The organism is Spirillospora sp. NPDC047418 (assembly GCF_040643275.1).
Classification (GTDB): domain Bacteria; phylum Actinomycetota; class Actinomycetes; order Streptosporangiales; family Streptosporangiaceae; genus Spirillospora.
The window spans coordinates 1-25,864 of the sequence record NZ_JBEYTW010000091.1 but is presented as its reverse complement, the minus strand read 5'-3'; the positions used below and the strand labels follow the sequence as shown (position 1 = coordinate 25,864).

The window sequence follows — 25,864 nt, the reverse complement described above, 5'->3', positions numbered from 1 at the left end:
CCGGCGGCGCCGTCTCCGGCGGCCGCCGCAACGCCGCCGCCGAGTGGCTGCGAGTGGCCGCCGGGCGAGTCCGGCAGTTGACCCTACCCGCTTCCGCCCATGCCCACTGACGACCGGTTCCGCCCCGGCGGCGGATCACGGCGGCGGATCACGGCGGCGGGGTGCGGGGCCTTGACGGGGCCGCCGGTCTCTCTGTTCGATAGAAACCGAACATGGTTCTGGACGAGGGCGGTGCGCAGTGACGACGACGGTGCCGGACACCGGCAGGCTGAGCGTGGCCGACCTGGCCTTCTGGGCGCTGCCCCCGGACCGCCGGCTGGCCGAGTTCACCGAGTTGCGGCAGCGGGAGCACCCGGCGTTCTTCCCGGAGCTGAAGCTGCCGTTCGTCAAGCAGGGGCCCGGCTTCTACGCGCTGACGAGGCACGCCGACGTCGTCGAGGCCAGCCGCACCCCGCAGGTCTTCAGCAGCGAGCCCTGCTCCAACAGCATCGCCGACATGCCCGGGTACCTGGCCCGGTACTTCGGCTCGATGATCAATATGGACGACCCGCGGCACGCCAAAATCCGCAAGATCGTGTCGCGGGCGTTCACCCCGCGCGTCCTGGAGAAGATGGAGACCGACCTGCAGGCCGCCGCGACGCGGATCGTGGACGACCTGGTCGCGAAGGGCTCGGCGGACTTCGTCACCGACGTCGCGGCGCGGCTCCCCCTCCAGGTCATCTGCGACATGATGGGCATCCCCGAACCCGTCCGGCCGATGGTGTACGAGCGGACCAACATCATCCTGGGGCTCGGCGACCCCGAGTACAGCGGCGGCAAGGACTACACCCGCGACGGCATCACCCGCCTCGGCGCGCTGTACGGGCTGCTCAAGGTGATGGCCGCCGGGTACGAGCTGAACCATCTGGCGATGAAGCTCGCGCGGCGCCGCCGCCGGTACCCGGGCGACGACCTCGTGTCGGCGCTGATCTCGGCCGAGGTGGACGGGGAGCGGCTCACCGACCAGGAGATCGGCTCGTTCTTCATCCTGCTCGTGGTGGCCGGGAACGAGACGACGCGGAACGCGATGTCGCACGGCCTCAAGCTGTTCACCGACAACCCGGAGCAGCGCGCGCTGCTGCTGGAGGACTTCGACGCGCACATGCCCGGCGCCGTGGAGGAGATCGTCCGGATGGCGACGCCGGTCATCCAGTTCCGCCGGACGCTGACGCGGGACCACGAGATGAACGGCCACCGGTACCGCGAGGGCGACAAGGTCCTGCTGTTCTACAACTCCGCCAACCGGGACGCGGCGGTCTTCACGGACCCGGACGTCTTCGACATCACCCGCTCCCCCAACCCGCACGTCGGGTTCGGCGGCCCGGGCCCGCACTTCTGCCTCGGCGCGAACCTGGCCCGCCGCGAGATCACGGTGATGTTCCGCGAGCTGTTCACCCGCGTCCCCGGCATCCGGGCCACCGGGGAGCCGGACCGGCTGTTCTCCAGCTTCATCAACGGGATCAAGCACCTGCCCTGCACGCTCTGAGCAGGGCAGGTGCCCGGCCGGCGGGCGTCAGCTGGTCGGCGTCAGCTCGTCGGGGCCAGGACGACGTCGACGGTCAGGTCGGCCGGCGCGTCCTCCAGCGTGAGGTCGGCGATGCGGCCGGCGGCGGCCAGGTCGGGCCGCGCGATGTGCGCGACCTCCGCCCCCCGGATGACGGCGCGCGACACGTCCGCGCGCATCGACGCCTTCGCCTCCGACTTCGCCTTGCGGACCTGGCGGAGCGCCTCCCCGGTCGCCGCGAGGACGGCCGGGTCGCCGCCCGCGGGCAGTTCGGCGGCCGACGGCCACGCCGCCGCGTGCACCGACCCGTGCCGCCACCACGACCAGACCTCTTCGGTCACGAACGGCAGGACGGGCGCGAACAGCCGCAGCAGCACCGACAGCGCCGTGCGCAGCGCGGCCCGCGCCGACCGCGCCTGCGCGCCGTCCCCGTACGCGCGGGCCTTGACCAGCTCCAGGTAGTCGTCGCAGAACTCCCAGAAGAACCGCTCGGTGCGCTCCAGCGCCCGCGTGTAGTCGTAGCCCTCGAACGCGCCGGTCGCGTCCTGGACGACACCGGACAGCGCCGCCAGCATCGCCCTGTCCAGCGGCTCCGTCACCGCCGCGCCGGCCTCGGCCGTGTCTTCCGCGCCCGCGAGCCCGCCGCCCTGCCGCGCGGGCCCCTCGTCGCTCAGTGCGCCCGCGTCCTCCCCCAGGCCCAGCACGAACTTGGAGGCGTTGAGGATCTTGATGGCGAGGCGGCGGCCGACCTTGATCTGCCCGGTGTCGAACGCGGTGTCGGTGCCGGGGCGCCCGCTGGCCGCCCAGTAGCGGACGGCGTCGGAGCCGTACTCGCGCAGCAGGTCGATCGGCGTGACGACGTTGCCCTTGGACTTCGACATCTTCTTGCGGTCCGGGTCGAGGATCCAGCCGGACAGCGCGGTGCCCCGCCACGGCAGCGAGCCGTGCTCCAGGTGCGCGCGGACGACCGTGGAGAACAGCCACGTCCGGATGATGTCGTGCGCCTGCGGCCGCAGGTCGTAGGGGAAGACGCGGCCGAACAGGTCGGCGTCGCGCTCCCAGCCGCCCGCGATCTGCGGGGTCAGCGACGAGGTGGCCCAGGTGTCCATCACGTCGGGGTCGCCGATGAACCCGCCCGGCCTGCCCCGCTCGCCCTCGGTGAAGCCCGGCGGAACGTCGGACGACGGGTCGACCGGCAGCGCGTCCTCGGCCGGGACGATCGGCGCGTCGTAGCGCGGCTCGCCGGAGTCGTCCAGCGGGTACCAGACGGGGATCGGCACGCCGAAGAACCGCTGCCGGGAGATCAGCCAGTCGCCGTTCAGCCCCTCGACCCAGTTCTCGTAGCGGGCCCGCATGTAGCCGGGGTGCCACTCCAGCTCGCGGCCGCGCGCGAGGAGCTCGGCGCGGACGCCCTCGTCGCGGCCGCCGTTGCGGATGTACCACTGCCGGGTCGTGACGATCTCCAGCGGCTTGGCGCCCTTCTCGTAGAACTTCACCGGCCGGCTGATCCTGCGCGGCTCGCCGTCCAGGTCCCCGGAGTCGCGCAGCAGCTCCGCGACGCGCTCCTTGGCGGAGAACACCGTCTTGCCGGCCAGTTCCGCGTAGGGCTCCGCGGCGACGCCCGCGGGCGGGTCGGCGGCCAGCCGGCCGTCCCAGTCGATGATCGCGCGGGTGGGCAGGTTCAGCTCGCGCCACCAGGTGACGTCGGTGACGTCGCCGAACGTGCAGATCATCGCGATGCCGGAGCCCTTGTCGGGCTCGGCCAGCCGGTGCGCGAGGACCGGGACCTCCACGCCGAACAGCGGGGTGCGGACGGTCGTCCCGAACAGCTCCCGGTAGCGCTCGTCGTCGGGATGGGCGACCAGCGCGACGCACGCGGGCAGCAGTTCCGGCCGCGTCGTCTCGATGTAGACCGGGCGCTCGTCGCCGTGGAACCGGATCCGGTAGAAGGCGCCGGGGTGCTCGCGGTCCTCCAGTTCGGCCTGCGCGACGGCGGTGCGGAACGTGACGTCCCACAGCGTCGGCGCCTCGGAGACGTAGGCCTCGCCGCGCGCCAGGTTGCGCAGGAAAGCGCGCTGCGACGCCGTCCGGGAAACGGCCCCGATGGTCGTGTAGAGGTGGTTCCAGTCGACCGAGAGGCCGACCTGGCGCCACATCTCCTCGAACGCCTTCTCGTCGACCTCGGTAAGGCGCTCGCACAGTTCGATGAAGTTGCGCCGCGAGATCGGCTGCTGGCGTTTCGGGTCGGGCTTGGCCGGCGGCGCGAAGTCCGGGTCGTAGGGAAGGGACGGGTCGCACCGGACGCCGAAATGGTTCTGCACCCGGCGCTCGGTCGGCAGGCCGTTATCGTCCCAGCCCATCGGGTAGAAGACCGCCCGACCGCGCATGCGCTGGAACCGCGCGACGGTGTCGGTGTGGGTATAGGAGAAGACGTGTCCGACGTGGAGGGACCCGCTCACGGTGGGCGGCGGCGTGTCGATCGAGTAGACCTCCGCGCGCGGCCGGGTGCGGTCGAAGCGGTAGACGCCCTCGTCCTCCCAGGCGCGTACCCATTTCTCCTCCAGGCCGTCCAGGGAGGGCTTCGAGGGGACGTGCGGAGTACGCGGCTGCTCTGTCATGGGCCAATGGTATTGACATCCGCAGGGGCCGCATGCCAATTACCGGCGGGCCGGGCGGGGCCCGTCGTTCCGCTGGTGGCGGGCGGGGGCCGGCGGACGGCGGCCGCCGCCTTCTCCGCCGGGGGCGGACCGTTCCGGTAGCGTCGGAGACGACAGACGAGTGGAGGACGAATATGGCGGATAAGGGCGATATCGGCTGGCGGGTGATGGCCGGCGCCGCGGCGTTCGCGGGCGGGTTCGTCGCGAAGAAGGCCATCACGATGATCTGGAAGAAGAGCACCGGCAAGGAGCCCCCGACGAACCCCGAGTCGCCGGACGTCGACCTGGCCGAGGCGGTCGGGTGGGCCGTGGTGATGGGCGTCGGCATGGAGCTGGCCCGGCTGCTGGCGACCCGCGCCGTGGCGCACCAGTACGCCAAGGGCACCGGGGAGCTCCCCGCCCACCTGAAGGCGAAGGTCGAGTCCTGACCGGTGTCGTTCCAGGGGGGCGACCCCCTGGGGCGGCCGTCGGCGACCGCCCGGAGGGCGCCCGCCCCGCCCGGCCGGGGCGGGCCGGGGTTCCCGGGTCAGGGGAGGCGCTTGCGGTGCGTCCCGGGCAGCGGAGGCGTGACCCCGGCGGCCCCGCGCAGGTCGTTGCGGACCTTCATCGCCAGCGCCTTGGTGGCGGACCGGTTGAGGGCGGCGCCCGCGGCGGCCCCGGTGAGGAAGGGGCCCAGCGTGCTCATGCTCCGGCCGAAGGTGCGCAGCATGCGTTTGCGGAGTGCCGCCTTGGCGGCGGTGCCGAGGGCGCTGGTGAGCGACCCGGCCTCCAGGGGGTTGACGCCGCGCTGCCGCGCCCAGGACGTGACGAACGCCGCGCCCCGGACCGTGCCGGTGCCCTGGACGCGGACGCCGTACACCTCGTGCAGCTCGGCGATCATCTTGACCTCGATGGCCGCGACGACGAGCGTCTCGGCGGCCAGCTGGGCGGGGGCCGACAGCAGCAGCGGCGGGGCGGCGAACTGCACGGCGGCCAGCGCGCCGCCCGCCGCGCCGACGGCGGTCGTGCCGTTGCCGGCGACCTTGACGAGCCGGTCGGCGAGCGCCTCGCCCATCAGCCCGTGGTGGTGCGCCTGCAACGTCTCGAGGTCGCGGATGGGAATGTGCGGCGCCGCCTCCACCAGGAGGTCGCCGAGCCACTTCCCGCGCGCGACCCCCGCGGCCCCCACCCTGCGGGCGCTCTGGCCGAGCAGTCCGGCCAGTCGTCCGAGGAGGCGGCCGCGGGTCTCGCGGTCCATGTCCTCATCGGCGGTGAGCCGTCCGATCAGCTCACCGAGCTCCGTGGAGCCGTCGCCATGCGCCGGCTCCACCCCGTCATGACGTTTCTCGATCTCTCCCGACACCCGCGGCCACTCCCGGTCAGGCGGCGCACTCGCGGCAGATCGGCTGGCCGTTCTTCTCTCCGGCCAGCTGGCTGCGGTGGTGCACCAGGAAGCAGCGCGTGCAGGTGAACTCGTCGGCCTGCCGCGGAACCACCCGGAAGGTGAGCTCCTCGTTGGACAGGTCGGCGCCCGGCAGCTCGGCGACCTCACCCGCGTCCAGGTCCTCGTCGATGATGCTCGCGGCCTTGTCGGCCCGCCGGGCCTGGAGCTCCTGGAGGCTGTCCTCGCTGAGATCGTCGTCTGTCTTGCGTGGGCTGTCGTAGTCGGTCGCCATCTTCTATCTCCATCCCCCTCAGTGCTTTATGCGCCCCGTCGCGCGGATCTAACGCTCAAGGGACCGTTCTTGTGCCCGATCCGGGCGGGAAATTCTGTCACGGTTGGTGACCTGCGACACACAAGGCGCGACCGTTCCCACGAGTGACACGGGTCACCCGGATCTTTCCTCGTTCTGTGTCTTCCGTCACAAATCCGGCGCGTGCCGGCGGCCCGGGTCCCGGGCCGGGGGCACCTGCCGGACTTCCCGCGGCGGCGGGGATCATATCGGTCCCGGCGGCGTTGCGCGCGCCGACCGGGCCCGTGTTCCGGAAGGAGTTCCCGGAGGTGGTCCGGAAGGCGTCCCGGCGGGTGCCGAGGGACGTACGGCGGGACATGCACCGGGACGGCCCTACCCGGCCGCCGGGACGGCGAACCAGATTGATCGGTGAAACGTCTGAACTAACGCGATATCGTGCCCGCCTGAGGTTGGGGGGCGGGCCCCCTGCGGAGATTCGACCGGCGACGCGGTTCAGGCGCCGGCCCGGGGCCCGCGGCGGGTCCGGCGCACAATGTCGCGGACATCACTGCGGGTCAATGGAGGGTCAGATGCCGGATGCCGCTCCGCTGGAGCCGGGCGATCCTAGGGCACTCGGACAGTACGAGGTCATCGGACGACTGGGCGCCGGGGGCCAGGGCGCCGTCTTCCTGGGCAAGGCCCCGGGAGGAGAGTACGTCGCGGTCAAGCTGCTGCACGCGCAGATGGCCAACGATCCGGCCGCGCGTGCCAGGTTCACCCGCGAGGTGAGTGCGGCGCAGAAGGTCGAGCCCTTCTGTACGGCCCGGGTGCTGGAGGCCGACGTCCACGGCGACCAGCCCTACGTGGTCAGCGAGTTCATCGACGGGCCGTCCCTGCACGACGTGGTCGCGCACGACGGTCCGCGCGGCGCCGCCGAACTGGAGCGGCTCGCGATCGGCACGGCGACCGCGCTCGCGGCCATCCACGAGGCCGGGATCGTGCACCGCGACTTCAAGCCGAACAACGTGATGCTGGCCTCCGACGGCCCGCGCGTCGTCGACTTCGGCATCGCCCGGACGGTCAACTCGCAGGAGAGCGCGGTCACCGCGACCGGCATGGTGGTCGGCACGCCCGGCTACCTGGCGCCCGAGCAGCTGACCGGCGCGCCGCTCACCCCGGCCGTCGACATCTTCGCCTGGGGCGCGACCATGGTGTTCGCCGCCACCGGGCAGTCGCCGTTCGAGGCCGACACGCTGCCGGTCATCATCAACCGGATCCTCAACGAGGAGCCGGACCTGTCGGCGCTGCCCCCGGGCCCCGTCCGCGACCTGGTCGGGCGCTGCCTGTCCAAGGACGCGGGACTGCGCCCGCCCGCCCCGCAGCTGCTGCTGAACCTGCTCGGGGCCGTCGGCGCCGCGCCCGCCGGGCAGTCCGCCGGGCAGGAGGAGCTGCTCAACCAGGGCACCCGGATCGCCTCGCAGCTTCCGCCGCCGCCCCCGGTCCCGCCGGCGCCGCAGCACCGGCCGCAGCCGCAGATCACCCCGCCGCCGATGCCGATGCACCAGGGCGCGATGGGCGGCCCGGCGACGCCCCCGCCGCAGCCGATCACCCCGCCGCCCATGCCGATGTACCAGGGGCCGGGCGCGCCGCCGCCCCCGCCCATGGGGCAGCCGCACATGGCGCCGCCGCGGATGGGCCAGCCGGGCATGGGGCAGCCGGGCATGCCGATGCCGCCGGGACCGGGCTACCCGCCGCCGAAGCGGTCCAGCACCGGGCCGATCATCGCGATCGGCTGCGGCGCGCTGGCGCTGATCGTGATCCTGGTCGTCGTGGTGCTGGCGATCATCGGCGCCAACACCGAGGACGACCCGGACCCGTACCCGACGACGTACCCGACCAGCACCTACACGCCGCCGGACGACGACACCCCGACGCCGCGCGCGACGGGCGGCCTGGTCGGCAACTTCACCGGCGACGGGAACCAGCCGGGCGCCGGCGCCGGGCACACGCGGTTCGAGGTCAAGTTCTCGCTGATCTACAGGACCGGTGTCGCGACCTACACCTACCCGTCCGGCGCGCAGGACAAGTGCTACACGCGGCTGGCGCTGCTGTCCGACAGCGGCGGCAAGGTGGAGTACCGGGAGACCCCGATGGCGGGGATGGACGAGAAGGAGTGCGCCCCCGGGTACATCACCTTCACCGAGTCCTCGGGCGACTCGATGCGGTGGGAGTGGCGGCAGCGCCAGTCGGACGTGAGCCCCGGCGCGTACGGGACGGTGTCCAAGGCGTGACCCCGCGCGGGGCATGATCCCGTTCGAGCCGAACGCCCTGAGCGGTCTCCTGGAGGCCGGTCAGGGCGTTCCGCACGTCGGGGGCGCGGGCGGGCACCGGACCGCGGGCGGACACCGAACGCGGGCCGGCACCGGGGCAGCGGCGCGCCGCGGCGCCGTCAGCCGGGCGGGAGCCGGACGGTGACGATCAGCCCGCCGCCCGGGCGGGGCGCCGCATAGACGGCGCCGCGGTGCGCGAGCACGACCGAGCGGACGATCGACAGGCCGAGCCCGGCGCCCTTAGACGACTCGACGCGGTCGGCGTTCAGCCGCCGGAACGGCTCGAACAGCCGCTCCACCTCGTAGGCGGGCACCACGGGCCCGGTGTTCTCGACCTGGACGGTGGCGTAGCCGTCGAGCATGCCGGCGCGCAGCCAGAGCTCGCCGCCCTCCGCCTCGTTGTGCTTGATCGCGTTCTCGACGAGGTTCGACACCAGGTGCTCCAGCAGCACCGGGTCGCCGAGCGCCGTCCCCGACGTCAGCTCGGGGTGGACGGCCACGTCGTTGTCGTGGTCGCGGCGCGCCGACTGCTCCAGCACCGTCGCCGCGACCTCGGCCATGTCGACCGGGGTGCGGGCGGTCAGCTGCCGCTCGCTGCGGGCGAGCAGCAGCAGGCCCTCGATGAGCCGCTCGTGCCGGGCGTTGGTGGCCAGCAGCGTGCGGCCGACGGTGCGCAGGTCGTCGGACGCCTCGGGGTCGCCGAGCGCCACCTCCAGCAGCGTCCGGTTGATCGCGAGCGGGGTGCGCAGCTCGTGCGAGGCGTTCGCGACGAACCGGCGCTGGGAGTCGAACGCCTGCCCGAGGCGCTCCAGCATCGCGTCGAAGGTGTCGGCCAGCTCCTTGATCTCGTCGTCGGGGCCCTCCAGCGCGATCCGCTCGTGCAGGGTGCTCTCCGACAGCCGGCGCGCGGTCGTGGTGACCCGCTGCAGCGGGCCGAGCGCCCGGTCGGCGACGAACCAGCCGAGCACGAGCGTGATGACGCCCACCCCGCCGAGCGCGAGCAGCGACCGCCCGACCAGCTGCTTCATCGTCTGCTCGACGAACTGGCGCTGCAGCTCCGCGGACTCGGCGTCGGTGAGGCCGTAGCCGATCACCTTGACGTTGCCGAGGATGTTGGCCATCAGGAACGACATCACGAACAGCAGCAGCGCGCCGGCCATGAAGAACAGCAGCCCGTACAGCAGGGTGAGGCGCAGCCGCACGCTCATCCGGCCGGGCAGCGCCGTCAGCGGGCCGCCGTCGGCGCGCCACATGCCCTTCGCGGCCGGCGGCGGCTGCGGGACCTGCTGCGGGCCGGGGCGCCGCCACCGTCCGCCGCGCCGGCCGCCCTCGCCGCCGGGGACGCCGCCGGGGACGGCCGCGGAGGCGCCGCCGGGCACCGCGGTCGGCTGGGTCGCCTGCGCGCCGCCGTCCGGCGCGGCACTCGGACGGGTGTCGTCGCCGGGGGGCTGCGCCGTCACAGCCGGTACCCCACGCCGGGCACGGTCTCGATCACCGGTGGGTCGCCGAGCTTCTTGCGCAGCGTCATCATCGTGACCCGGACGACGTTGGTGAACGGGTCGATGTGCTCGTCCCACGCCTTCTCCAGGAGCTGCTCGGAGCTGACGACGGCGCCGTCCGCGCTGAGCAGCACCTCCAGGACCGCGAACTCCTTGCGGGTCAGCTCGACCGGGCGGCCGTCCCGCTCGACCTCGCGGCGGGCCGGGTCCAGGGTGATCCCGGCGCGCTCCAGGACGGGCGGCAGCGGCGCGGCGGCGCGCCGGCCGAGGGCCCGCACCCGGGCGATCAGCTCGGCGAACGCGAACGGCTTGGCGAGGTAGTCGTCCGCGCCGATGGACAGGCCCTCGACCCGGTCGTCCAGCTCGCCCGCCGCGGTCAGCATGATGATCCGCGCCGGGTAGCGCTGCGCGACGAGCTGCTTGCAGACGTCGTCGCCGTGGACCTTGGGCAGGTCGCGGTCGAGCACGATCACGTCGTACTCGTTGACGCCGGCCCGCTCCAGCGCGCCCGCGCCGTCGTAGGCCACGTCCACGGCCAGCGTCTCTCTGCGCAGGCCGGTGGCGATCGCGTCGGCGAGCACCCGCTCGTCCTCGACGACTAGTACACGCACAAGGTCCCCCTCCCGGCCGGGCACGGCCCCCGGCCCCAGGCCCCAGATATGCCACGGACGCCGTAAGACGCCCGTAAACAGGCGTTCATCTCGGCTTACACCGTGCCCTGGCCTTACCGACGCAAGAATCCGCGAAAATTGCATCCGCGAACAGGTTTGCTTTCAGCTTAGGTCTGGGTAGGGCATGGAAACGATCCGGGAGGAGGCCCATGGGCGAGCTGTCACGCATGATCCAGCAGCGACTCGATGACGCGTACGCGTCGCTGCGCACCGCCCACGCAGAGGGCGACACCTACCTGGCGGACATCCGCCAGGAGGAGATCAGCGAACTGCGCCGGATCGCAGCGAACAACGACATCGGCGTCGAACCACCCCGCTGCGATTGACCCGCCGCGCCCGAGCCGGCGCGATCCCTGTCGAGGAGCCCGGGACGGCCCGCCGTCCCGGGCTCCCCGCCGCTCAGTCGCGCGCGGGGTCGAGCGGGGCGAGCAGTGCGTGCAGGGCCTCGAACGTGCCCGGCCCGGCCGCCACGGTCAGCTCCGGGCTCGCGGGCGTCCCGTGCAGCCCCTCGACCCGTCCGCCCGCCTCCCGGACGATCAGCCCGCCGGCGGCGATGTCCCACGCCTGGACGCCGCGCTCGTAGTAGGCGTCGACCCGGCCCGCCGCGAGGGAGCACATGTCCACGCAGCAGGAGCCGCCGCGCCGGATGTCGCGGACGTTCGGCAGCACCCCGGTGAGGACCCGCGCCTGCCCGGCGCGCCGCACCGAGTCGTAGCCGAACCCCGTGGCGACCAGGGCCCGGCCGAGCGGCACCTCGGCGTTCACGCGGAGTTCGCGGGTGCCGGACGCGGAGTGCTGAAGGGCGCCGCCGCCGAGCACCGCGGTGTAGGTCTCGCCGCGGCGCGGCAGCTCCACCACGCCGGCGACGGCCGTGCCGTCCACCTCGGCGGCGATGCTGACCCCCCAGTCGGGCAGGTCGTACAGGTAGTTGACGGTGCCGTCGATCGGGTCGACCACCCAGCGGACGCCGCTGCCGCCGGCGCGGACGCCGCCCTCCTCGCCGAGGAAGGCGTCGTCGGGCCGCCGCGCCCGGATCCGCTCGATGATCAGCCGCTCGGCGGCGCGGTCCATCTGGGTGACGACGTCCGTCGGGGACGACTTGGTCTGCACGACGTCCGGGCCGTTCGCGGGGCGCTCGTCGACCAGCATCCGGCCGGCCTCGCGCGCGGTCTCGGCCGCGAGCTCCAGCAGCTCGCCGGCCAGGCTCAACCCCGTCCCTCGCGGGGGGACGACACCCTGCGCGCCCCGGTTCGCTTCGCTCATCGGGTCTCCTCCAGGAGGTGGCGGGGCAGGGCGGCGAAGCGCGGGTCGGTGCCGGGCGTGGCGGCGCGGGCGAACGCGAGCCCGAGTCCGGCGGCGCGCTCGGCGGCCTCCACGTCGAGGTCGTACTTGACCTCCATGTGGTCGGAGACGAACCCGATCGGCACGACCGCGACGGCGCGGACGCCCTTGGCCCGCAGGTTCTCCAGATGATCGGTGATCTGCGGCTCCAGCCACGGCTGCCCGGGCGGCCCGCTCCTGCTCTGGTAGACGAGGTCCCACGGCGCGCCCGGGACCGCCCGGTCGGCGACCGTCCGCGCGGCCTGCTCCAGCTCCGCGACGTACAGCTCCTGGTTGGGCTGGGACAGGGGCACGCTGTGCGCGGTGAAGACCAGGTGCGCGCCCTCCGGGAGGCGGCTCAGCGCGTCCTGGGCGGCGTCCACGAACGGGTCGATGAAGCCGGGCCTGTCGCAGTAGACGGGGAGCTTGTCGATCTCGGGGGCGTCCGGGACCTCTGCACGCGCACGCGTGATGTCGTTGAGGTACTGGTCGTTCGTGGAGTAGCCGCTGTAGGCGGACGTCACGAACGCCGCCGCCCGCCGGATCCCGTCGGCCTTCATCTGCCGGACGGTGTCGGCGAGGTAGGGGGTCCAGTTCCGGTTGCCCCAGTAGACCGGCAGGTCCAGGCCGTGGGCCGCGAAGTCCGCCTCGATCGCGGACTTGAGGTCCCGGCACAGCCGGTTGATCGGGCTGACCCCGCCGAACAGGTAGTAGTGCTCCCCTACCTCTTCCAGGCGTTCTCTGGGGATGTTGCGGCCGCGGGTCACGTTCTCCAGGAACGGGATCACGTCCGCGGGCCCCTCCGGCCCCCCGAAGGACAGCAGAAGCAACGCGTCGTACGACGTCATGCCTCCATCCAACCAGCCCCCGGGGGGCTCAGTCGTACCGGGCCGCGTACGCCTTGGCGAGGTTGAGGACCTTCTGGACGTACCAGTCGGCGTGGTTGTAGTGCCACACCGCCCGGTAGAGCTGCTTGCCGCCGCGTCCCGCGCCGTTGGCGCACAGGTACTTGGCGGCGCCCGGGATGGCGTCGAAGGGGTTCATGATGTCGGCCTTGCCGTCCCTGTCGCCGTCCACGCCGTACGCCTTCCACGTCGCGGGCATGAACTGCATCGGGCCGAGCGCGCCCGCGCTGGAGGGGCCGGCGTTGCGGCCGTGGTCGCTCTCCACCTGGCCGATCGCGGCGAGGACCGTCCAGGACAGGCCGGGGCAGGTCGTCGCGGCCTGCTTGTAGAGGTCGAGGTAGCCGGCCGAGCGGCCGCCGCCGCCGGACGACTGGTACTTGCCCTCGTGCAGGTCGAGCACGTCCGTGCCGGGGCCGAGCACCTTCGAGACGGCCTTGACGACCTTGGCGGGGCTCACGCCGGGCGCGTTGACCAGGATCGCCACGTTCGGGACGAGCCCCATGTCCTTCCCGGACTTCTCGTCCACCAGCATGTCGATGCCGGGCAGGCCGAGCGGGCCGGAGCCGCCCATCACGAGGTTCGGCATCGTCCGCCCCACGACCGGGTACGGGTAGCCGGTCGTGAGTTGCAGCTGCTCGGCGGCGGCCGGCGAGACCACGAACTTGCCGCCGGCCAGCGCCTCCCACAGCTCGGTCTTCTTGGCCGTGCCGGGCGGCGTCCAGGACCGGAACGCGGAGGGGTCCACGGCGAACGCGTTCACCTGGCGGCCCTGGAGCTGGACGGCGCCGCCCGCGACGGCCGTCACGTCCTTGACCCGGCCGAGCTTCGCGATCTGCTTGATCTTGGCGGCGGGGATCGAGGCGGCGCCGACCGCGAGCACGTCCGGCGGCACCACCCGGCGCAGCGGGGCGACCTGCCCGCCGGTGGCCACGTTGACCGGGTCGCCGGCGCTCGGCGGCGGCTCCCCCGCCGGGTCCGACGCGGCGGGCTCCGCCTTCTGGTCGGTGGTCAGCGCCGCGTAGACGCCGCCGGAGGTGCTGGCGGCGGCGAGGACGGCGATACCGCCGATGAGCAGCGGCAGCGCCCGGCCGCCCGGCCGCCCCCGCGCGCCCGCGCGCGGATCGCGCCGCTTCTTCTGCGGCCTGGGCCGGTCGCGGCCGGGGCCCGGCGGGCGGGCGCCGCGCGCCTCGCCATCGCCGGACGCTCCCCCGACGGGGCCGGTGCGTGATGCTGATGGAGAAGCCACAACAAGTCCCAACGAGTCTCGCTACGGACGGTTACCCAGCCGTGGTTACGGGATCGTACGTTATCGCCGGTTCCCTACCCACCCCCGGTCCCTAAACATGAACTTTCCTCACAATCGATTGCCGAGTAGAGTCGCCGCATGTCCCCCGAGAACCCCCGAACGTGGCAGAACTGGGCGGGAAACCAGCACGCCGCACCGCAGCGCGTGGTGACTCCGCGCACCGCCGGCGAGGTGGCCGCGGCGGTACGGTCGGCCGCGGCCGACGGCCGCACCGTCCGGATGACCGGTACCGGGCATTCCTTCACCGGCGCCGCGGTCGCCGAAGGCGTCCTGCTGCGCCCGGCGGCGCTCACCGCCGTCCGCTCCGTCGACACCGCCACCGGGCTGGTCACCGTCGAGGCCGGGCTCCCGATGCACGCGCTCAACCGCCTCCTGGACGAGCACGGCCTCGCGCTGGCGAACATGGGCGACATCCAGGAGCAGACCGTCGCCGGCGCCCTGCAGACCGCCACGCACGGCACGGGACGCGACAGCGCCGGGCTCGCCTCCCAGGTCGCCGCGCTGGAACTCGTCCTCGCCGACGGCTCCACCGTGACGTGCTCCCCGCAGGAGCGCCCGGACCTGTTCGACGCCGCCCGCGCGGGTCTCGGCGCGCTCGGCATCGTCACCGCCATCACCTGGCGGACCGTCCCGTCCTTCCTCCTGCGCGCGCGGGAGGAGCCGATGAAGTGGGACGAGGTCCTCGCGCGGGTGGACGAGTTCGACGCCGCCAACGAGCACTTCGAGTTCTACTGGTTCCCGCACACCGAGGGCTGCCTGACCAAGCGGAACAACCGCGTCGAGGGCCCGGCGGAGCCGGTGTCGAAGTTCCGGTACTGGCTGGACGACCAGTTCCTGTCGAACACGGTCTTCGGGCTCATCAACAAGGTCACGCACGTGGCGCCCGCCGCGACGCCGTTCGTGAACCGCATCTCCGCCAAGGCGCTCGGCGCCCGCACCTACAGCGACACGTCCTACAAGGTCTTCACCAGCCCCCGGACGGTCCGCTTCAAAGAGCAGGAGTACGCGATCCCGCGCGAGGAGCTCGTCCCGGCGCTGCGCGAGCTCCGCTCCCTGTTCGCCAGGCGGGACTGGCGGATCAGCTTCCCCATCGAGGTCCGGCTGCTGCCGCAGGAGGACGCCTGGCTGTCGATGGCCCACGGGCGGCAGAGCGCGTTCATCGCCGTGCACGTCTACCACCGCGACCCGCACGAGGACTACTTCCGCGGCGTGGAGGAACTCCTGACCACGCTCGGCGGGCGCCCGCACTGGGGCAAGCTCCACACGCGCGACGCGTCCTACCTGGAGAAGGTCTACCCGCGTTTCGGCGACTTCCGTGCCCTGCGCGACGAACTGGACCCGGAGCGCCGCTTCGCGAACCCGTACACCAGGCAGGTGTTCGGCGACTGAGCCGGCTAGTCGGCCGGGGTCTGCGGGGGCTGGCCGCCCTCGCCGCCCTGGCCTCCGCCGGAGCCGCCGTCCTGTCCGCCGTCCTGCGGGCCGCCGGTCGGCGCCGGCGTCTCCGGCGTGGTCGGCACCGTCGTCGTCGGCTGCTCGGGGGGCTGCCCGGTCGGCCCGTCGGTCGGCTGGGGCGCCGGCGTGGTCGGCTCCGTCGACGGGGTGCCGTCCGTGGGCTCCTGGCTCGGGGTGACGCCGGGCTCGGTCGGGCCGTCGGACGGGTTGTGCGACGGGGTCCCGTCCCGCTGCCCGCCGCCGTCCACCACGTTGGTGACCGTGAGCCCCCGCTTGCCGCCCCCGCCGATGGGCTCGCCGGTGGCCGCCTCGTAGGCCGTGATCCCGCCGATGACGATGGCGAACACGGCCGCCGACGACACCGCGAGCTTCACCCAGTGCGCCCTGGCCCACGCGACGGTGTTCTGCCACGCCGTCCGGCGGACGACCTGCCGGACCGCGTCCTCGCCCGCCGCCCCGGCGAGCGAGCCGGCGACCGCGTCCACCGGATCGAGGCGCGTGGCACCGGGGTCGCCGCCGGGATCGAGCCGGGTCGCGTTCGGATCGCCGGACGGGACGTCGAACCGGGTCGCGTTCGGGTCCCCGGACCACACCACCGTCCGGGTCGGGTCGGCGCTCGTCGCCTCGTCCGCCGCGCCCTCGGCCGCCGTCCGCCGCCGCACCGCCGACTGCAGGTGCGTCAGCTCCTTGATCTGGTCCCGGCCCTGGTCGAGGTAGTGCTTGCCGACCGCCGACCCGGCCGTCGAGATCACGCTCATCAGCGCCGCGCCGATGATCGTCCCGTACACGCCCAGATAGGACGCCCCGAGCGCGGCGACCCCCGTCGCCACGGCGCTCGCGATCAGCTGCGTCGTGCTGAGATCCGGCAGCTTGCGCGGCATCTCCCGTCCACCCCTGTCCCCGTCGGCCGGCCCGCCGCCGCCCCGTCGCCGTTCGTATCGGCAGGTTCCGCGCGGGCCTTGACTAATCCCCCGAACTGAAACTAACCGGAAGATCTACGTGTTCCTGCCCAGGACGTGACTCTGGCAACGTCCACCCCTTGGAAGCGGGACCGCCTCTCAGGCACAGTGTGGAAAAGGATGCACAAGAATCGGGCATGGCGACCTCTCGCGGGTCGCGGCGCGGGCAAGCTTGGTCAGGTGCCCTCTTCGACCTCCTGAAGAGGGCTTCGAGAGCGGCGATGTTCGGACATGCCGGGTACGGTGCTGGCAGCAGGCGTGTCCGGGAAGAGAGACTCGGGAACCCGGGGGAAAGGGCACGCATGCGCCCTCGGTGGGCATCGGGCGGCCGACCGTGACAGCACGGTCGACCGGTCCGGGGTCCTCCGTGCCGTCAAGACAGGGCAGGAAGGACACGCATGCAGGAGCTGCGCCTCGTCGCGGTCAGCGAGGACGGTACGTACCTCGTCCTGGCCACCGCGGGCCGAGGCACCCGGTTCACCCTGCCCGTCGACGACCGGCTCCGCGCAGCGGTCCGTGGGCACTTCTCCCGCCTCGGCCAGTTCGAGATCGAAGTGGAGAGTCCCTTGCGCCCCAAGGAGATCCAGGCCCGCATCCGCTCCGGCGAGACCGCCGAGGAGATCGCCGAGTCGGCGGGTATCCCGGTCGAGCGCGTCCGCTGGTTCGAGGGACCGGTCCTGCAGGAACGCGAGTACATGGCCCAGCAGGCGCAGCGGGTCACCGTGCGCCGGCCGGGCGAGTCCACCCCGGGCCCGCCGCTCGGCGAGACCGTCGAGGAGCGCCTCGGCCGCGGCGGCGTCGACCTGGAAGAGGTCGAGTGGGACTCCTGGAAGTGCGAGGACGGCACCTGGCGCGTCCGGCTGTCGTTCTTCGAGGGCGGCCGCCCGCACGCCGCCGAGTGGACCTTCGACCCGCGCCGCCGGCACGTCTCCCCGCTCGATGAGATCGCCGCCCGCCTCACCTCCGTCGAATGGGACGACGACGGGCTGTCCGACACCGTGACGCCGCTCGTCCCGCGCCGTCCCGCGATGAAGGTCGTCGGCAGCGACCGCGAGGTGCGCGGGCTGCCCGCCGAACCCGAGCAGACCGGGCGGCCCGGCCCGCGGGAGCCGCTGCGCGCCGCCGAGCCGCGCGAGTACATCATCGAGCGCGGCCGCATGGTCGACCCGCGCCCCGCCTTCCGCGAGGCGCCGGAGAGCGCGCCGCTGCGCGAGGCGTCCGCACCGGCCGGGTTCCGCCCCGGCGAGCCGTCCCCGCGCGCACCGCAGGCGCCGAGCCCCGCGCCGCCGCGCGAGGAGCGCGCGCCCGAGCGCGAGGCCGCCGAGGCCGCGCGGGCCGCGAGTTCCGCGCGCGAGGTGGCCGAGACGCCGGACACCTCGCCCGCGCAGGACGAGGCGGAGCCGCTCGCGAGGCCCCGCGCGAGCGAGACCGCCCAGAACATCCGGACGGCGAGCGTCCGGGCGGTGGACGAGGACGAATCCGCCGAAGCGGAGGAGAGCGCGAGCGCGGTCGCCGAGTCTCCCGAGCACGAGGAGGCACACGCCGAACAGCCCGCCCAGGCCCAGGCGGCGGCCCAGGCGGACGAGCCCGCCACCGCTCCGGCGCAGGACGAGCACGAGGCCGCGCAGGCCGACGACGCGCACCAGCCGCACGACGAGGACCAGACCGCCGAGGCCGAGCAGGCTGAGCAGGCCGAGAGCGCCGTCGCCGAGGCGCGCGAGGTCCGTGAGCACGAGGAGCCGGGCGAGGCCGCGCACGGCGAGTCTTCGGCCGACGCGACCGTCCAGGCCGAGGACGAACCCGGCGAAGCGCAGCGGAGCGAGGCCGAGCGCCAGGTCGGCGAGGCGCCCGAACCCGTGGCCGCCGAGGAGACGGACGAAGCCGAGCCCGAGCCCGAGCCGGAGCACGCGTCGCGCGGTGCCGCCGCGCCGGCCGAGCCCGAGCCAGCGGTGCGGCGTCCCGCGCCGGAGGCGGCCGAGCCCGCGCGGGCCGAGCCGGCGCCGGCGAAGAAGCCCCCGGCGCCGCGGCAGCCGCCGCGGGCCCCGGCCAAGAAGAAGCCGGCGACCCGTCCCACCATGCCCGCCGCCGCCCAGGACAAGCCGGCCACCGGCTCCCCCGCCGCGGCCGCCGCGAGCGGCGAGGGCCCGGCGGCGCAGCGGCCCGCGCGGCGCCGCAAGGCCAAGGGCAAGCGCGCCTCCGTCCCGTCCTGGGACGAGATCATGTTCGGCGCGCGCCGCCCCGAGTAGCGGGCGGGGCGGCCAGGAACGGGGCGACCCAGTCGGGGGTGATCGCGGCGGCCAGCGCCACCGCGTCCCCCTCCGCCATGTCGGCCGAGGAGTAGCCGCCGTCGCCCGCCCCCACGGCGGCGACGAGGGTGGCGAGGCCGAGCCGGCGCTGGAACAGCGTGCGGCGGACGCGCCAGCCGACGACGGCGCCGTGCTCGACGACGACCTGGCGGCGGCGCAGCGAGCCCGAGCGGACGGTGAGGCGCCCGCCGCCGGAGGCGTGGCCGAGCTGCCGGTAGCGGTCCAGGCCGAGCGGGACGGCGAGGACCGCCAGCCCGGCGCACAGGTAGCCGACCCAGGGCTGGCCGGCCAGCACCGCGAGCACCGCGAACCCGGCCGGCGGCGCGGCGGCGCGGACGATGCGGCGGCCCCGCGCGGCGGGCGGGTGGGCGGTCAGCGGCCCGGGGACGGGCCCGAGGACGCGGGCGGCGAGGGCCTCGGCGACCGGGCGGGGCGCGGCGGGCAGCAGCCGGCCCCGGTGCGCGGCGTCCCCGAGGCCGGTGATGAGGGCGCCGAGCCGCGCCACCCCGGCGAGGCGCTCGAACGGGTTGTCGGTGAGCTCGACGCCGCGCAGCCGGCGGCGTTCGAGGGAGACGCTGCGGCGGGTGACCAGGCCGCGCTCGGCGACGACCGAGCCGTCCCGCTCGCGGACGGTGAAGTCCCAGTTGAAGAGCGTGAAGGCGATCACCGACATGACCGGCATCGCGATCAGCACCAGGATGACCAGCGCGAGGACGGCGGCGGTGGGCAGGCCGACCACGTCGTGGCCGACGTTCTCCACGCGCTCCCGCGTGATGAGGCCCAGATCGTCGCCGAGGTTGTAGAGGGTGCCGAGGAGGCTGCCCGCGACCGCGAACGGGGTCAGCAGGTAGGCGCCGCTGAGCGGGGCGTACACGTACCAGCGGCGCCTCATGCGGGCGAGGACCCGCTGGGGCGGGGCGTGGGCGTCCCTGGTCAGCAGGACGCGGCGGAGCCGTTCGGCCTCGTGGCGGGAGACGGCGTTGAGTTCGCCCTCGCCGCCGTCCGCGCCCGCGTCGATGTGGACGACCGCCAGGCCGAGCAGCCGGTGCGGAAGGGACGCGCTGATGTCGACCCCGCGGATGCGGTCGCGCGGGATGCTCTTGACCGAGCGTCCGATGAGCGCGCGCCGGAGTTCGATGCGGTCGCCGTGCAGGACGTAGGTGAACGTCATCCAGTCGGCGACGTGGAAGATCAGCCCCAGCGCGAGGCCGACCAGCGTGAAGTAGAACGCCGTGGACAGGCCGCCGACCAGCAGGCCCGTGGCCCCCGCCGCGAGAAGGGCGATCAGTTCGCGGACGGCGCCGACGACGAACGTGAGGGGATGCAGCCGCACGTTCACGTCGCGTCGTCGCGGAGGTCGTGCGCGCGGTGCGCCAGGTCCTCGGCGAGGCGGGTCGCCACGTCCACCGGAAGCCCGGACAGCTCCGAGGAGCCGGTGTGGGACGCCGTGTTGACCTCGATGGTGGCGAGGCCCAGCATCCGTTCGATCCACCCCTGCTTGCTGTCGACGGTCTGGATGCGGCCGACGGGCACGAGCAGCCATTCGCGGCTGAACCAGCCCGTGCTGGTGTAGACGACGTCGGCGCTGACCTCCCAGCGGTGGACGCGGTAGCGCCAGACGGGGGCGACGGTCACCATCAGCAGCCCCGCGGCGCCGATGACGTAGGGCAGCCAGCTCACGCGGCCGGACGCCCAGCCCGGCAGGGCGTCCCAGCCGGAGTCGCCGAGCCAGGCGGCCACGCCCAGCGCGAGGCCGAACGCGAGCCCCCACAGCAGCAGGTACTCGATCGCCCAGTGCGCGATCGCGCGGGGCGAGACCCGGTTCTCGGGCGGCCGCAGCCGCGGCGGGTGCGGCCCCCCGCCGTCCTCCTGGTGACCGCGCCGCACCGTCGTCACACCGCGAGTTTAGAACGCCGGAGGCGCCCTCCAGCCGCTCCGTCCGGCGCGATTCACCGGAATCGGCGGCACGATCACGCGGCCGGCGGCGTTTTGTCAGTGACGCGTGCGATGTTGGTGACGCGTCTCGTGCCCCTGGGCCGGGCGCGGCAGGGGCGGCGGAAAAACCGCATGCACACCACCCCGGACAACGCATATTTTGGCTGGTCCCCCGTCGGAGGGGAACAGACGTCCGGCAGACGACTCCCTAGGAGATCACATGACCTACGCGATCCAGGCCGAGGGCCTGGAGAAGCGGTTCGGTGAGACCCGGGCGCTGGCGGGCGTCTCGCTCACCGCCGAGCCCGGGACGGTCCTCGGAGTGCTGGGGCCCAACGGCGCCGGCAAGACGACCATGACCCGCATCCTCGCCACGCTGATCGAGCCGACCGCCGGGTCCGCCCGCGTCGGCGGGTTCGACGTGCTGCGGGACGCGCACAAGGTGCGGCAGCTCATCGGCCTCACCGGCCAGTACGCCGGGGTCGACGAGATGCTGACCGGCACCGAGAACCTCGTGCTGATCGGCCGCCTGCTCGGCATCCCGCGCCGGGCCGCCAAGGCGCGGGCCGCCGAACTGCTCGACCGCTTCCAGCTCACCGACGCCGCCGAGCGCCCGGCCAAGACCTACTCGGGCGGGATGCGCCGCCGCCTCGACCTGGCGGCGAGCCTGGTCGGGCGCCCGCAGATCCTCTTCCTGGACGAGCCGACCACCGGCCTCGACCCGCGCAGCCGCAACGGCCTGTGGGACATCGTGCGCGGCCTCACCGACGACGGCGTCACCGTCCTGCTCACCACGCAGTACCTGGAGGAGGCCGACCAGCTCGCCGACGACATCATCGTGATCGACCGCGGGGAGGCCATCGCGCACGGCACGTCCGACACGCTGAAGTCGCAGGTCGGCGGCCAGGTGCTGGAGGTGCGCCCGGTCCACGGGAGCGACGGCGACACCGTCGCGAAGATCGTCGGCGAGCTCGCCGAGACCGAGCCGGAGCTGCGCGACGGCCTGATCAGCGCGCCGATCACCGACCCGCAGCTCATGCCCGCCGTGGTGCGCCGCCTCGACGACGCCGGCGTCGCGGTCGGCGAGCTGTCGCTCCGCAAATCCAGCCTGGACGAGGTGTTCTTCGCCCTCACCGGCCACCACACCGACGACATCGACGCCGAGGCCGGCGAGCTGGCCCAGTCCGTCGACAAGGAAGGGGCGTCGACATGACCACCGCGTCGCTCGCGCCGCAGGACCTGGCCAAGCGGGTCGCGCCCGGTACGGCCATGCGCAACACGGCCACCCTGGCCTGGCGCAACCTCGTCCAGATCAAGCACAACCCGATGGAGCTGCTGGACCTGTCCATCCAGCCCATCATGTTCGTGCTGCTGTTCGCGTACGTGTTCGGCCCCGCGATGGCGGGCAGCGTCGAGGCGTACCTGCCCGTCGTCATCCCCGGCATCATCGCGCAGAACGCGCTGTTCGCCGGGATGAGCACCGGTTTCGGGCTGAACACCGACATCACCAAGGGCGTGTTCGACCGGTTCCGGAGCCTGCCGATCGCCCGCAGCGCCCCGCTCGCCGGGCGGATCATCGCCGACACCGCCAAGCAGGCGTGGTCGATGCTGATCCTGCTGCTGGTCGGCTTCGCCATCGGCTTCCGCATCGGCACGAACGTGTTCGCGCTGCTCGGCGCGTTCGTCCTCCTGCTGGCCTTCGCGGTCCTGTTCTCCTGGACGTCGGTCTACATCGCGATGAAGGTCAACGAGCCGGAGAAGGTGCAGATCTTCGGGTTCGTGGTGATCTTCCCGCTGAGCTTCCTCAGCACCGCGTTCATCCCGAACACCGAGGGCATCCCCGGCCCGGTCGCGTTCGTCATGGACAACAGCCCCGTGACGCAACTCGTCGAGGCGATGCGCGGCCTCCTCGTCGGCGGCCCCGTCTTCGAACACGCCTGGATAGCCCTCGCCTGGGGCGTCGGCATCTCCCTGGTCTTCGCCCCCCTGTCCCTCCGAGCCTTCAAACAGCGCGCGTGATCTGCTCGGTCCGGTCAGCCGAGCGCGAAGTCGGCGAGGACGTCGGGGAAGGTTTTTGTGCGGCCGTGGTTGTAGGCGGTGGTGAAGGCTTCCTCGTCCAGGTCTGTGCGGGTGGCGGTCTCTATGGCGACTACGTCGGGTAGGGAGAGGTCGCGGGAACCGCGTAGGGCGTCGGCGGTGCCCAGGAGTTCGGCGGCGCGGGCCGGGTCGCCTAGGACGCGGGCGCGTTCGGCGTGGCCGGCCAGGACGTGGGAGACGATCGGGTAGTCCTGGGCCTGGACGGCGCCGCGCAGGGCCTCGTCCAGGCGGGCCGTGGCGGCGTCCAGGGCGCCCATCGCCAGGTCGAGCTGGGCGCGGGCGCAGAGGATCATGGCGCGGAACTGCGCGGGGCCCGGCAGGTCCGCGGTGAGCTCGTCGGCGCGTGACAGGCGGCGCAGCGCCTCGGCGGTGTCGCCGGAGCGGCGGGCGAACTCGCCGAGCTGGTAGTGCAGGGCGGCCGTCTCCTCCGCGTTGGTCGAGACGGAGTCGCGGAGGGCGGCGTGCAGCAGCGCCTCGGCCCGGTCGCGTTCGCCGATGAGGTCCAGCCCGTTCGCCAGCCTCATGTGGACGTGCAGCAGGCCGGCCGTGCCGCCGCCCAGCTCGGCGTTGAGCCGCAGGGCCTCCTCGTACAGGTCGACGGCGCCGCGGTGGTCGCCGCGGCGGCCGAGGATCTCCGCCTGCGAGGTGAGGGTGACCGACAGGCCCCAGCGGTCGCCCGACTCGCGGAACGCGGCGAGGGCGTGGTCGAAGTCGTGCGCGGTCTGCCCCGTCCGGCCGAAGTTGTTGGCGATCTGGCCGCGCACGAAGTACGCCAGGCCGCGCACCCACGGGTCGGGGTCGTCCAGCAGGGTCTCGATGCCGGGGGCGGACGCCGGGTTCCAGCCGACCGTGTACATCTGGACGGTCTCGAGCATCAGCCGCAGCACCGGGTGCAGGGACGCGCGGCCGAGCCCGGCGCAGATGCCCTCCGCGCGGGCGAGCCAGCCGGGGATGCGGTCCGCGCCCTGCTGGTCGTCCAGCAGCGTCAGGGCGCCGATCGCGAGGGCGCGGGCGGTGGTCTGGTCGTCGGGGACGTCCGGGAGCGCGAGGATCTCGGTCAGGCCCTCGACGGCGTCGCCGAGCCGCCCGTGCAGGAACCAGTACCAGCCGAGCGCCGCGCAGAACCGCATGGCGAGCGGCGCGTCCCGCGCCGAGATCGCCCAGTGCAGGGCGGCGGAGATGTTGTCGAGTTCCGTGGTGAGCAGGTGCAGCCAGGGCAGCTGCCCCGCGCGGTACAGGTGCGGTTCGGCCTCCTCGGCGAGCCCGAGGAAGTACTCCGCGTGCGCCCGCCTCGTCGCGGTCTCGCCGCCCGACTCGGCGAGGCGTTCGAGGCCGTAGGCGCGGATCGTCTCCAGCATCCGGTAGCGGGGCTCGGGGCCGGTGATGGTCAGCAGCGACTTGTCGACGAGCGCGGTGAGCAGGTCGAGGACGGCGGCGCGGTCCAGGCCCGGCTCCGCGCACACCGCCTCGGCGCCCTCCAGGGTCGCGCCGCCGGGGAAGGCGGCGAGGCGGCGCCACAGCGTCCGCTCGGGCTCCTCCAGCAGGTCCCAGCTCCACTCGACGACGGCGCGCAGCGTCCGGTGCCGCGGCATCGCGGTGCGGCTGCCCGCGGTGAGCAGCCGGAACCGGTCGTCGAGGCGGTCGGCGATCTGGGCGGGCGTCATCGCGCGGAGCCGGGCGGCGGCCAGCTCGATCGCCAGCGGCATCCCGTCCAGGGCCCGGCAGGTCCGCACGACCGCCGCGACGTTCCCGGCGGTGACCGCGAAGCCCGGCGAGACGGCGGCGGCACGGTCGGCGAACAGCCGGACGGCCGGGGAGGCCGCCGCCTCCGCGGGCCCGGCGGACGGCGGCGGCGGTTCGAGCGGCTCGACCGGCCAGAGCGTCTCGCCGGTGATGCCGAGCGGTTCCCGGCTCGTCGCGAGGATCCGGACGCCGGGACAGCTCTCCAGGACGGTCCCGGCGAGCCGCGCGGCGGCGTCCAGCAGGTGCTCGCAGTTGTCCAGCACCACCAGGAGCCGCCGCCCCGACAGCGCGGAGACGAGCCGGTCGACCGGGTTCGGGGCCGCCGCGTGGCCGCCGATCAGCGCCATCTCGCGGAGCCCGAGCGCGGTGCTGACGGCGGCCGGGACCTCGGCCGGGTCGGTGACCGGGGCGAGCTCGACGAGCCGGGCCTCGCCCGGCGCCCGGCCGGCGGCCTCCAGCGCCAGCCGGCTCTTGCCGGAGCCGCCGGCGCCGGTGAGCGTGACGAGCCGCGCCCGCGCCAGCAGGCCGGCCACCCGCTCGAGGTCGGTGTCGCGGCCGATGAAGCTGGTCAGCCGGGCGGGCAGGTTGCCCTTGTCCTGGTCGGCCGGGGCGGTGTCCGGGGCGGCGGGCGGTGCGGTGGGCGGTGCGAGGGACGGGTCCTGCCGCAGCACCGACAGGTAGACGGCCGCCAGGTCGGGGGACGGGTCGACGCCGAGCTCCTCCCCCAGGGCGCGTCTGGCCTCGTCGTAGCGGGCGAGGGCCTCGGCCTGGTGCCCGGCCGCGTAGAGGGCGCGCATGAGCAGCGCCGTGACGGGTTCGCGGAGCGGGTCGCCGGCGGCGAGCGCGCGCAGCTCCGGGATCACCTCGGTGTGGCGGCCGAGCGCCAGATCGGCGGCGAGCCGCTCCTCCAGCGCGGCGCGGCGCAGCGCGTCCAGGCGGGCGGCGGGCGCGTCCGCGAACCGGAGCCCGGCGGCGCCGGCGAGCGCCGGGCCGCGCCACAGTGCGAGCGCCCCGGCGAGCCCGGCGGACCGGTCGGCCGGCGACGCGGCCCGGCGCGCGGCGCGGACCCGCGCCTCGAAGTCGTGGGCGTCCACGGCCCGCGGCGGTACGGCGAGCCGGTACCCGCCGGGCCGCGTCTCGACCAGCTCGGGGCCGATCGCGGCGCGCAGCCGGCGGACGAGGGACTGCAGCGCGTTGGGCGCGCCGCCCGGCACGCCGTCCTCCCACAGCGCGTCGATGATCCGCTCGGCCGGGATGAGCGTGCCGGGGTCGAGCGCGAGCAGCGTCAGCAGTGCCCGCAGCCGCGCACCGCCGACGGCCAGGGGCGCGCCGCCGTCCGCCGCCCGCACCTCCAGCGGCCCCAGAATCCCGATCCGCACCCGCCGATTGTCCCTTACTCCCGGAACGCCGGACGCCCCGGCGGCGATGATGCAGCCGGCCCCGGTCGGGGTGATAGCATGATGCTCGTTGGTGTTCGATCGACGTGAGA

General features: G+C 73.9%; 20 protein-coding genes. 8 read left to right on the top strand and 12 right to left on the bottom strand.

The window, feature by feature from the left end; all coding sequences use genetic code 11:
• Positions 1–238: 238 nt before the first annotated feature.
• The gene (locus ABZ806_RS36300; protein WP_500222517.1) at positions 239–1,525 is read left to right on the top strand and encodes a cytochrome P450; all 1,287 of its coding nucleotides are present in this window, start codon (positions 239–241) and stop codon (positions 1,523–1,525) included.
• A 41-nt stretch (positions 1,526–1,566) separates the two neighbouring features.
• Here the strand turns inward: ABZ806_RS36300 and valS are convergent, their stop codons facing one another.
• Positions 1,567–4,161, bottom strand: a complete 2,595-nt coding sequence (gene valS, locus ABZ806_RS36295) for a valine--tRNA ligase (RefSeq protein WP_500222514.1) — start codon at positions 4,159–4,161, stop codon at positions 1,567–1,569.
• A gap of 173 nt (positions 4,162–4,334) precedes the next feature.
• Here valS and ABZ806_RS36290 point away from each other — a divergent pair, with 173 nt between their 5' ends.
• Complete coding sequence (locus ABZ806_RS36290; protein ID WP_500222511.1) at positions 4,335–4,628, top strand: DUF4235 domain-containing protein; 294 nt, start codon at positions 4,335–4,337, stop codon at positions 4,626–4,628.
• A gap of 98 nt (positions 4,629–4,726) precedes the next feature.
• On the opposite strand, the gene ABZ806_RS36285 is transcribed toward ABZ806_RS36290, so the two are convergent.
• Both ABZ806_RS36285 and ABZ806_RS36280 read right to left on the bottom strand, forming a co-directional pair.
• Positions 4,727–5,509, bottom strand: coding sequence for a hypothetical protein (locus ABZ806_RS36285; RefSeq protein WP_500222509.1), 783 nt, complete (start codon positions 5,507–5,509; stop codon positions 4,727–4,729).
• 49 nt (positions 5,510–5,558) lie between these two features.
• Positions 5,559–5,855 carry a DUF4193 domain-containing protein gene (locus tag ABZ806_RS36280; protein ID WP_067488409.1) on the bottom strand — a complete coding sequence of 99 codons (297 nt, stop codon included), beginning with the start codon at positions 5,853–5,855 and terminating at the stop codon, positions 5,559–5,561.
• A 587-nt stretch (positions 5,856–6,442) separates the two neighbouring features.
• Between ABZ806_RS36280 and ABZ806_RS36275 the strand changes: the two genes are divergently transcribed.
• Complete coding sequence (locus ABZ806_RS36275; RefSeq protein WP_500222507.1) at positions 6,443–8,143, top strand: serine/threonine-protein kinase; 1,701 nt, start codon at positions 6,443–6,445, stop codon at positions 8,141–8,143.
• Positions 8,144–8,301: 158 nt separating this feature from the next.
• On the opposite strand, the gene ABZ806_RS36270 is transcribed toward ABZ806_RS36275, so the two are convergent.
• Both ABZ806_RS36270 and ABZ806_RS36265 read right to left on the bottom strand, forming a co-directional pair.
• Positions 8,302–9,642, bottom strand: coding sequence for a sensor histidine kinase (locus ABZ806_RS36270; RefSeq protein WP_500222504.1), 1,341 nt, complete (start codon positions 9,640–9,642; stop codon positions 8,302–8,304).
• On the bottom strand, positions 9,639–10,292 hold the full coding sequence (locus ABZ806_RS36265) for a response regulator transcription factor (protein ID WP_500222501.1): 654 nt from the start codon (positions 10,290–10,292) through the stop codon (positions 9,639–9,641). The genes ABZ806_RS36270 and ABZ806_RS36265 overlap by 4 nt, the downstream gene beginning before the upstream one ends.
• Before the next feature lie 209 nt (positions 10,293–10,501).
• Between ABZ806_RS36265 and ABZ806_RS36260 the strand changes: the two genes are divergently transcribed.
• Positions 10,502–10,678: a hypothetical protein gene (locus tag ABZ806_RS36260; protein ID WP_168444606.1), complete on the top strand. Its 177-nt coding sequence runs from the start codon at positions 10,502–10,504 to the stop codon at positions 10,676–10,678.
• Positions 10,679–10,751: 73 nt separating this feature from the next.
• On the opposite strand, the gene ABZ806_RS36255 is transcribed toward ABZ806_RS36260, so the two are convergent.
• The 3 genes from ABZ806_RS36255 to ABZ806_RS36245 are packed head-to-tail and all read right to left on the bottom strand — an operon-like array spanning position 10,752 to position 13,823.
• Complete coding sequence (locus ABZ806_RS36255) at positions 10,752–11,561, bottom strand: inositol monophosphatase family protein (RefSeq protein WP_500222546.1); 810 nt, start codon at positions 11,559–11,561, stop codon at positions 10,752–10,754.
• Positions 11,562–11,611: 50 nt separating this feature from the next.
• A complete protein-coding gene (locus tag ABZ806_RS36250) occupies positions 11,612–12,520 on the bottom strand; it encodes a ferrochelatase (RefSeq protein WP_500222497.1) in 909 nt (302 codons plus the stop codon).
• 28 nt (positions 12,521–12,548) lie between these two features.
• Positions 12,549–13,823 (bottom strand): lytic transglycosylase domain-containing protein, encoded by a 1,275-nt coding sequence (locus tag ABZ806_RS36245; protein WP_500222495.1) that lies wholly within the window; start codon positions 13,821–13,823, stop codon positions 12,549–12,551.
• A 138-nt stretch (positions 13,824–13,961) separates the two neighbouring features.
• On the opposite strand from ABZ806_RS36245, the gene ABZ806_RS36240 reads away from it, so the two are divergent.
• Positions 13,962–15,272 (top strand): D-arabinono-1,4-lactone oxidase, encoded by a 1,311-nt coding sequence (locus ABZ806_RS36240; protein WP_500222491.1) that lies wholly within the window; start codon positions 13,962–13,964, stop codon positions 15,270–15,272.
• Between the two features lie 5 nt (positions 15,273–15,277).
• On the opposite strand, the gene ABZ806_RS36235 is transcribed toward ABZ806_RS36240, so the two are convergent.
• The gene (locus ABZ806_RS36235) at positions 15,278–16,216 is read right to left on the bottom strand and encodes a hypothetical protein (RefSeq protein WP_500222488.1); all 939 of its coding nucleotides are present in this window, start codon (positions 16,214–16,216) and stop codon (positions 15,278–15,280) included.
• Between the two features lie 476 nt (positions 16,217–16,692).
• Between ABZ806_RS36235 and sepH the strand changes: the two genes are divergently transcribed.
• Positions 16,693–18,540 carry a septation protein SepH gene (sepH, locus tag ABZ806_RS36230; protein ID WP_500222485.1) on the top strand — a complete coding sequence of 616 codons (1,848 nt, stop codon included), beginning with the start codon at positions 16,693–16,695 and terminating at the stop codon, positions 18,538–18,540.
• Here the strand turns inward: sepH and ABZ806_RS36225 are convergent.
• Complete coding sequence (locus ABZ806_RS36225) at positions 18,512–19,939, bottom strand: PH domain-containing protein (protein ID WP_500222482.1); 1,428 nt, start codon at positions 19,937–19,939, stop codon at positions 18,512–18,514. The genes sepH and ABZ806_RS36225 overlap by 29 nt on opposite strands.
• The gene (locus ABZ806_RS36220) at positions 19,936–20,496 is read right to left on the bottom strand and encodes a PH domain-containing protein (RefSeq protein ID WP_500222480.1); all 561 of its coding nucleotides are present in this window, start codon (positions 20,494–20,496) and stop codon (positions 19,936–19,938) included. Before ABZ806_RS36220 ends, ABZ806_RS36225 begins: the two co-directional genes overlap by 4 nt.
• Positions 20,497–20,755: 259 nt before the next feature.
• Between ABZ806_RS36220 and ABZ806_RS36215 the strand changes: the two genes are divergently transcribed.
• Together ABZ806_RS36215 and ABZ806_RS36210 are read left to right on the top strand one after the other, a co-directional pair.
• Positions 20,756–21,748 (top strand): ATP-binding cassette domain-containing protein, encoded by a 993-nt coding sequence (locus ABZ806_RS36215; RefSeq protein ID WP_500222477.1) that lies wholly within the window; start codon positions 20,756–20,758, stop codon positions 21,746–21,748.
• The gene (locus ABZ806_RS36210; protein ID WP_500222475.1) at positions 21,745–22,554 is read left to right on the top strand and encodes an ABC transporter permease; all 810 of its coding nucleotides are present in this window, start codon (positions 21,745–21,747) and stop codon (positions 22,552–22,554) included. The genes ABZ806_RS36215 and ABZ806_RS36210 overlap by 4 nt, the downstream gene beginning before the upstream one ends.
• Positions 22,555–22,568: 14 nt before the next feature.
• Here the strand turns inward: ABZ806_RS36210 and ABZ806_RS36205 are convergent, their stop codons facing one another.
• A complete protein-coding gene (locus ABZ806_RS36205; protein WP_500222473.1) occupies positions 22,569–25,754 on the bottom strand; it encodes an ATP-binding protein in 3,186 nt (1,061 codons plus the stop codon).
• Between the last annotated feature and the right edge of the window lie 110 nt (positions 25,755–25,864).